The organism is Salinisphaera sp. (assembly GCF_035690525.1).
Taxonomy (GTDB): Bacteria; Pseudomonadota; Gammaproteobacteria; order Nevskiales; family Salinisphaeraceae; genus Salinisphaera.
The window spans coordinates 21,102-29,644 of record NZ_DASSKM010000129.1 but is presented as its reverse complement, the minus strand read 5'-3'; the positions used below and the strand labels follow the sequence as shown (position 1 = coordinate 29,644).

The following is an 8,543-nucleotide window of genomic DNA, read 5'->3' as shown; positions in this document are numbered from 1 at the left end:
AAATGGAGTCGCGAGGGTGCACGCTAACCGTTGCAACCCCAACGGGCAGCGCGCCGGTGCCCGATCCCAACAGCACGGCGGTCGACAGTGCTGGCGTGTGTAAAAACTGGGAACAACCTGACAAATTCACCGACGGCCTGGCGCTTCATGAACAGCTCGTCGAGCAGAAACAGATTCGTTCACTTTACACCCTGTGCCGTGAAGGGCTTGATGGCTTCGACGGCATCTTTTTCCCCGGTGGTTATGCACCCATGGTGGACTTGGGATGTTCACTCGAAGTCGCCTGCGCGCTCGACCACTTCCATGCACATGGCAAGCCCACGGCGCTGTTCTGCCATGGACCTGTGGCCCTTGTGAGCACCCAACGCGGCGATGACTTTACTTATACGGGCTATCGCATGACCTCGTTCAGTGCGGCCGAGGAGCAGGACACGCCCCTGGGCCGCGTTCTAGAAACCAGTGTGGAGGTACTGCTACGAGATGCCGGAGGTCAGTACGGACGTGGTGATAAATGGTCGCCTCATGTCGTTGTAGACCATGAGCTGATAACTGGCCAGAACACACAGTCCACGCGGGAAGTTACTGACGCGTTTTGCAACGCTCTGGAGGCCTGAACATGGATGCTGTAGCTAAAGAGCGTCTGTTGATCGACAACTGCACCGTCGTCGATGGCCTTGGCAGCGAGGCCAAGCCCGGTCGCCAAATTCTCATCGAGAACAGGCAGATTGCTCAGATCACCGGGAACAACGCAAACGACGGCAAGATCTGCGTCGATGCGAGCACACAAATCATGGATGCCACAGGACGCTATGTGATGCCTGGCCTTATTGATGGTCACTGTCATCTGACCTTCGGGTACGCGGCCATTGGAGATGCCATGAAACCTGGCAGTACCGAGAGCGCTGAACTCTGCACCCTCAACGCCGCGCTGAATGCACAAGTGGTGCTCAGTGCCGGCGTGACGGGTATTTCGGTCCCTGGCGGCGCCTGGTTTGCAGACGTTGCCATTCGCGATGCAATCAACGCGGGCCTGATGAAAGGGCCCCGCGTATTTCCGGCTGGAAGGTTTCTCTCGACCTACGACACTATTGCCGATCCTGATCCGTGCTGGATTAGCTCGCCCGAGCATGGTATCGGCGTACTCGTTAACACGGCCGACGAAATGGTTACCGAAGTCAGGCGGCAGATTAAACAAGGCGTCGATCTGATCAAAGTTGGTGACAGCCCCTGGGGCGATGAGCAGATGATCTCGCTGGACGAGCTCCAGGCAGTCGTCGGCGAAGCCCATCGACGCAATACGAAGGTGACGATTCATGCGCGTGGCGCCGGCTCGACCAAGATCGCAGCCGAGGCCGGAGTTGATTGGATCATGCATGCCGATTTCGCCAGAGAAGCCGAGCTCGAAGTTGTTGCACGCAAGAAGATTCCGATCATGCCCTCGTTGGCCGCGCTAGAAGTGATTTGCACGGAAGGACCCGAAATAGGGCTCGATCAATCGCTCATCGATCAGGTCAAACGCAACCGAGATCTCGCGATCGAGATGCTGGAAATATCCCAACGTCTCGGGATTACGCTGCTTTGTGGTACAGATACCGGCAACAGTCCGATCATGAAATATGGCAAATACCATGCGCTGGAGCCTCAGCTGCTGGTTCGCTATGCGGGCTATACACCGGCGGAGGCCATCAAGGCCGCCACGTCGGATAACGCGATCAGTATCGGGCGTTTCGGCTCGACCGGGGCGGTCGCCGAGGGTTACGAAGCCGATTTGTTAATACTCGACGAGAACCCGCTCGATGACATTGCCTGCATCGAAAACCCATCAAATATCCAAGGCGTCATCAAAGGCGGCGAGATTATCAACAGGGAATCGATTCCCTCCGTCGCCATTCAACAGGCCTAGGTTATGTCCGATGCAGCGCACGACGTTTCTACTGGTAAGCTGCTCAAGAACACCACCGTGTTACTGCTTGCCGTAACAGTCATCGGTGCCAACGCGTTTCTTCTGAGCCCTATCCTCAGGACGGTCGGCAACAGCATTCATTCGAACGCGCAGATGACAGCCTGGGCCGTCTCAGCCTATGGAGGCGCAACTGCGTTTTCCGGATTGTTCTTGACGGCGCTTCTGCAGCCGCGCGGATATCGCTTCACGCTTTTCGCGAGCGGCGCGCTGTTGGCTGCCGGTGTAGCACTGACCGGCAGCGCTGGCTCGCTTGCCACACTCATCGTCGCGCAGGTGCTGGCCGGATTGGGCGCCGGCGTCATGCTACCGACCGCCTACGGTGCGACATCGGTGATTGCGCCCGAAGGCCGCGAGTCCCGAGTCATGGGCTGGGTGATCGCTGGATGGTCGATCTCGCTGGTCCTGGCGGTCCCAGCCTCGGCGATAATCGCACACTACGTCAGCTGGCGGTATGCTTACCTGATAATCACGTTGCTCGCGGTCACATCGGTAGTGGGCGTCACGACATTGCCGGCAGGCAAATCGAACGACAACCCCAAAAGATCAAACATCACAGATGCCATGCGCGTTGAACGAGCACCATCAATCCTGCTGATGACCTTCTTGTATATGTGCGCGTTCTACGGGGTATACACGTTTCTGGGTGACTACACGCAACGGGCGTTGGATCAGTCGACCATCGGATCGGGGATGGTCGTTCTTAGCTACGGACTCGGCTTCGGAGTAGCTAGTCTGATGGGATCTACCATCGATCGATATTCGCCCCAAGCGCTTGTCGGGCCACTGCTCGCTATACTCTGCGCCGTCTACATAACCGGCATTGCAGCTGCTGGATCTCTATTGGTATTGGCCTTATGGGCGATTGTCTGGGGCGTCTTCAATCAACTAGCATTGAATTGCTTGGTCACAGCGCTTACTCACCTCAGCACTGAGCATAAAATTCGACTGCTCGGACTATACAGCGTTGCGGCCTACGGCGGAGCGATGGTCGCCGTCCTAGTGTTCGGCGCACTTTACAAGCTGGTTGGCTTTGGGCCAATACTTGGCCTTGCGAGCGGATTATGTATCACAGCCGCACTGATCGCTCTGCGACTCTATCAACGCTAGCAAACGGAATACCGTTCAAACGCTTGATATCGCACGCCGGTTGAGGCCAAGCGGAGCACTGCGACACGGCAGCGACTCTGTTTGGGAAGGAAGTTGATGCCGAGTAATATGCTGCCAATCGCCGACACTCAAGAATATCAGGCGTCAGTGGACGGTCATGTCACCGTATCGAGTGAAAAGCTCGATATCGAAGGCGTCTATGTTTCGTGGCACACCCAGCGCCAAAAGGCCTCGGAATGCGTGCGCCCGCCGACGGCGGAACATCAGTTCGTGCTCTATTGCTCGGACGAAGAGAAGGGAGAATACCGCTACAACGACCGTCAATGGCAGAGCTATATCAAGCGCCGTAACGAGTGGTTTATCGCCCCGGCATTCGAGAACCAGATCATGTGGCGCTGGCGCCAAGCTGAGTCACCGGGGCTGGTTTGCCGCTTTCATCTTTCGCCGACGCTGCTCGAACAGGCGGCATCCCTCCATCACGACAGAGCCGTTTATTGCGTCAGGCTCAAGCACCGCATGAACATCGAGGATGCACTACTCACCGACGTTGCCTTCGAATTGCGCGACGAGCTTCAAAAGACCAGCGATCAGACATGTTCGGCCCGCTACAGCCGCTCCTTGATCAATACCTTCACCCACCGTTTGATCAAAGCATACGCCGAGTCGTCTGGCATCGACAGCTTGCCCGCCGGCAGTCATCTCACTGACGATCGAAAAGCTCGACTCGAAGCCTTTATTGATCGCCACTTGGATCAATCGCTCACGATCGACGATCTCTGTAGCCAAGTGTGGCTTAGCAAGTATCACTTCTGTCGACTATTTAAGTCTACTTATGCCGAAACGCCGCGAAATTTTGTCCAGCGCCGTCGTATCGCCAAGGCATGCCGGCTACTTCGAGAAACGGAATGCTCGGTCACTGAAATCGCTCTAATGACGGGTTTATCCATCAACGGTGGGTTCAGCCGCTGTTTCAAGTCCCATACAGGGCTAACTCCGAGCGAGTATCGTCGCGCACCTTTGTAACTCGGCCGCAAACAGGTCCAACGGGGCCGCCGAGTCAAGAGCTTGTGTGTAACGTGTATCAGTCGACGTGTATTAATTTTTCGTTTTGCGAGCCGTCAGAAAATAGCTCGTTCATCTTGTTCGTCAAGATTAAGTGATTAAACACGTCACTATATAGAGGGCCGCACGGTAAACCCGGGCCTCGACACTCGCCAGCCGCGCCGGTTCGCGCGACAATGCCATCATAAATCCGTTGCCGGCTCGCCCATGACCCCGACGGCCCACAACGTCGCCTTCAGCCGCGGCGGCCACGACCACCAGACCTGTATTGCCGATGCGCTGGCCCGGGCCGAGGCCGTTTGCGCCGAGCGCGGCCTACGCCTGACCGCGATCCGGCGGCGCGTGCTGGAACTGGTCTGGGCCAATCATCAGCCCACCAAGGCCTACGACCTACTGGCCCGGATCAACGCCGAACGCGGCAACGCCGCGCCGCCCACGGTTTATCGCGCGCTCGATTTCCTGTTGGAAGCCGGGCTGGTGCACAAGATCGAGTCGCAGAACGCCTTCATCGGCTGCGGCCTCAACCATGATCGCAACCCGCCCAAATTCTTCATTTGCCGCAAGTGCGGCCGCGCCGCCGAGATCGCCAGCCGCGACATCGACGACGCCATCGCCGACGAGGCCCGGCAGACCGGCTTCGTGGTCGACCGTCAAACCATCGAAGTCGACGGCCTGTGCGCGGCGTGCGCGACATGTTAAGACATAGCTACCGTATGCCGATGCGCGCTCCGCAATGAAATCGATGAACGGCCCCGGGCTATTCCTCGCCCAATTCGCCGGCGACACGCCGCCTTTCGATACGCTCGATCGCATCGCGGCATGGGCAGCCGGTCTTGGCTACGGCGGCGTACAGATTCCAAGCGGCGACAAGCGCTTGTTCGATCTGAGCACCGCGGCCGAGAGCCAGGCCTATTGCGACGACGTGCGCGCCACGCTGGAGCGCCACGGGCTGATCGTTACGGATCTGTCCGTGCATCTGCAGGGCAAGCTGGTGGCGGTGCATCCGGCCTACGACTCGCTGTTGGACGCGTTCGCGCCGCCTGCGTTGCACGGCCAGCCCGCCGAGCGCCAGGCCTGGGCCGAGCGACAGATCGAGGCCGCGGCGAAGGCATCGGCCCGGCTCGGCTTGACCACGCTGCCGGCTTTCTCCGGATCGCTGGCCTGGCCTTACTTCTACCCTTTCCCACAGCGGCCGGCCGGATTGATCGAGGCCGCCTTCGATGAACTGGCCCGCCGCTGGCGGCCGTTGTTGGATATCTGCGACAGCCACGGTGTGGATGTATGCTTCGAGTTGCATCCCGGAGAAGATCTATTCGACGGCGCCACCTTCGAGCGTTTTCTGGCGGCCGTCGATGACCATCCGCGCGCCAATCTGCTCTACGACCCCAGCCATATGCTGCTCCAACAGCTCGATTATCTGGGCTTTATCGACCGCTATCACGACCGTATCCGCGCATTTCACGTCAAGGATGCCGAATTTCAGCCCTCGGCGAGCCAAGGGGTCTACGGCGGCTACGCCGGTTGGGTGGAGCGCGCCGGGCGCTTTCGTTCGCTCGGCGACGGCCAGATCGATTTTGGCGCCATTTTCTCCAAGCTCGCCCAGTACGACTACGACGGCTGGGCCGTGCTGGAATGGGAATGCGCGCTCAAGCACCCCGAGGACGGCGCGGCCGAGGGCGCGGATTTCATCCGCCGCCACATGATCCGTGTCGCACAGCGCGCCTTCGACGACTTCGCCGGCGCCGCGCTGACCGACGACCAACGCCGCGACCTGCTCGGGCTGGGCCGCGAAACTCCGGGAGGCTGATATGGGCAAACCGATACGAATCGGCATGGTCGGCGGCGGTCTCGGCCACGGCGGCTTCATGGGGCGCGTGCACCGCATGGCGCAGCGGCTAGACGGCGAATACGTCCTCGCGGCCGGCTGTTTTTCGTCCTCTGCCGAGCGCAGCCGCGAGACCGGCGACGCGCTGGGCCTCGACCCCGGCCGGATCTATGCGGATTACGCGAGCATGGCGCGCGAGGAGGCCACCCGCGACGACGGCATTGAAGCGGTGTCGATCGTCACCCCCAACCACCTGCATGTGCCGGTGGCTCGAGTTTTCGTCGAAGCTGGTATTCATGTGGTGTGCGAAAAACCCATGGCCACCACGCTCGCCGATGCCCTCGCGCTGCGCGATCTGGCCAAACGGCATGGCGTGGCGGTCATGCTGACCCACAACTATTCCGGCTATCCGGCGGTTCGCCGGGCGCGTGAACTGGTCGCCCAAGGCGCTCTGGGCGAGCTGCGCATCATCCAGGTCGACTATTCCCAGGACTGGTTGACCGAGGCAGGCAACGAAGGCTGGCGCGGCGATCCGGACCAAGCCGGCCCGGCCGGCGCGCTCGGCGACATCGGCACCCACGCCTACCAGCTCGCCACCTATGTTGCCGGACAGAGCGCGACCACGCTCAGCGCGGATCTGCATACCTTCGTACCCCACCGCCGGCTCGACGACTTCGCCCAGGCCCTGCTGCGCTTCGACGGCGGCGCGCGCGGCCGCCTCTCGGTCAGCCAGGTTTCGCCGGGGAACAACAACCGTCTGCAACTGACCGTTTACGGCACCAAGGCCGGCCTGCATTTCGATCAGGAAGCGCCGGACGCGCTCATGTTTTCGCCGCTGGGCGAACCGGCCCAACGGCTGGATCGCGGCGGCCCGGGGCCGGCTGGCGGCGCCGACCGGCAGGCGGGTCGTATCCCGGCCGGCCATCCCGAGGGTTATCTGGAAGCCTTCGCCCAGCTCTATCGCGACTTTGCGGCCGCCAGGCGCGGCGATACGGCCGCGGCGGCCATGCTGCCTGACGCAACCACCGGCTGCGAGGGCCTCGCTTTCATTGAAGCGATGCTCGCCAGCCACCGGGCGGCGGGACGATGGACGCAGCTTCCATCGTATTCCGACTAGCCGTTAATAGCCGCTAGCCGCCGGGCAGTTCCAGCTTCTGTCCTATCTTGAGGGCCTTGGTGTGCAGATGGTTGATATCCATCAGCACGTCTTGCGAAACATTCTGCCGGCTGGCGATTTCGGACAGCGTATCGCCGGGCTTTACCGTATAGAGCGAGCCGCCGATGGCTTGCATCCGCTCCGGCGGGTGCTCGCGGAAATAATTCATGATGCCTTGGTACATCGCCTGGGCGAGTTGATCACGGAATTGCGCGGTGGCGAGCTTCCGCGCCTGCGCCGGATTGGACAAAAAGGCCGTTTCGCACAGCACCGACGGGATCATCGGATCGCGCAGCACCGCGAAGTTGGCGCGCGGCGGCGTATGCCGATAGATCGGCTCGACATCGGCGAACTGTCCGATGATCTCGTGGGCCAAATCATCGGCGTCGTTGATCGAGGCGCTCTGATATAGATCGGTGAGCACAGCGTTGAGCGTGGGATCGGTAGCGGAGAAATGCACGCCGGCGACGTTGCGGTCGGCCGAGTTTTCGAAATGCGCGAGCTGTGCGGCCTTGGCGTCGGACGCCCCGTGCTGCGACAACACATAGCAGGTGCCGCCGTCGACGCTGTGATCGTCCGGATAAGCGTTTTGATGGATCGAGATGAACAGGTTGGCGTGGTGCTGCTGGGCGATCTTCACGCGCCCGCGCAAGGTGACGAAGGTGTCGCTGTCGCGGGTGAGCACGGGATGGATGTTCCGGGTCGCCTTGAGCTTGGCGTACAGCGCCTTGGCGATGCCGAGCACCACCGTCTTTTCCATCAGACCGCTGGCCGCGCGCGTGCCCGGATCGTGCCCGCCGTGGCCGGGATCGATGACCACCACCACCGGACCGGTCGCGGCCGCCGTGCGATACAGCGCCTTCGGCTCGTCGCTGTCCTTGGCGCCGACGCGGCCGGATGTGCTGGATACACGGGCCGGAGCCACCGCCGCGCTTGAGCCGCCGGACGCGGAACGCGATGCGCCGCCGGCACCGCCCGCCGCGTGGATGGTGGCGACCAAGTCGTCGCCGTCGGCCGACACACCGGCCAGACTCGCGCCGCGGTCGAGATCGAGCACGGCGCGCAGCCTGCCATCGGCATGTCGCGCCAGGCGCAGCCCGCCCACCGCACCGCCGGAAACGCGGTCGATATCGCCCGCGCGCGTCGCCTCGAAATCGATCACCGCCCGCGGCGGATGACCAAGCGCAAAATAATGATATTCGGGCGGATTATCGAGATCGAAACGGACCGTCGTGGTCGCGCCCTGGGTATCGATATGCACCGATTCCAGCGTATTGCCGGCGGCCCAGAGCGCCGGGCTGAGGATCAGCCCGAAACCCAGCATCAGCGCCTGCATCAATCCACGCGACATCGACTAGCCCTTTGCGAAACGTCCTACCCTGCGAGCCAGTTATTAACCGGCGCCAAAACAGCTGAAACATCAGCTGTTT

The 8,543-nt window shown here is 61.2% G+C and carries 8 protein-coding genes; 7 read left to right on the top strand and 1 reads right to left on the bottom strand.

Annotated features, from left to right (window positions below; all coding sequences use genetic code 11):
• The 7 genes from VFJ08_RS09805 to VFJ08_RS09775 form a co-directional block, all read left to right on the top strand.
• The coding region (locus VFJ08_RS09805; protein ID WP_324997022.1) for a type 1 glutamine amidotransferase domain-containing protein at positions 1 to 614 on the top strand (614 nt) is incomplete at its 5' end.
• 2 nt (positions 615 to 616) lie between these two features.
• Positions 617 to 1,903: an amidohydrolase family protein gene (locus tag VFJ08_RS09800; protein WP_324997021.1), complete on the top strand. Its 1,287-nt coding sequence runs from the start codon at positions 617 to 619 to the stop codon at positions 1,901 to 1,903.
• Between the two features lie 3 nt (positions 1,904 to 1,906).
• A complete protein-coding gene (locus VFJ08_RS09795; protein WP_324997020.1) occupies positions 1,907 to 3,070 on the top strand; it encodes an MFS transporter in 1,164 nt (387 codons plus the stop codon).
• A gap of 108 nt (positions 3,071 to 3,178) precedes the next feature.
• On the top strand, positions 3,179 to 4,093 hold the full coding sequence (locus tag VFJ08_RS09790; protein ID WP_324997019.1) for an AraC family transcriptional regulator: 915 nt from the start codon (positions 3,179 to 3,181) through the stop codon (positions 4,091 to 4,093).
• Between the two features lie 246 nt (positions 4,094 to 4,339).
• Complete coding sequence (locus VFJ08_RS09785; RefSeq protein ID WP_324997018.1) at positions 4,340 to 4,831, top strand: Fur family transcriptional regulator; 492 nt, start codon at positions 4,340 to 4,342, stop codon at positions 4,829 to 4,831.
• 34 nt (positions 4,832 to 4,865) lie between these two features.
• Entirely contained in the window at positions 4,866 to 5,939 is a 1,074-nt protein-coding gene (locus tag VFJ08_RS09780; protein ID WP_324997017.1) for a sugar phosphate isomerase/epimerase, read from the top strand.
• A gap of 1 nt (position 5,940) precedes the next feature.
• Complete coding sequence (locus VFJ08_RS09775) at positions 5,941 to 7,074, top strand: Gfo/Idh/MocA family oxidoreductase (protein WP_324997016.1); 1,134 nt, start codon at positions 5,941 to 5,943, stop codon at positions 7,072 to 7,074.
• Positions 7,075 to 7,087: 13 nt separating this feature from the next.
• Here VFJ08_RS09775 and VFJ08_RS09770 read toward each other — a convergent pair whose 3' ends face one another.
• Positions 7,088 to 8,464 carry an N-acetylmuramoyl-L-alanine amidase gene (locus VFJ08_RS09770; RefSeq protein WP_324997015.1) on the bottom strand — a complete coding sequence of 459 codons (1,377 nt, stop codon included), beginning with the start codon at positions 8,462 to 8,464 and terminating at the stop codon, positions 7,088 to 7,090.
• Between the last annotated feature and the right edge of the window lie 79 nt (positions 8,465 to 8,543).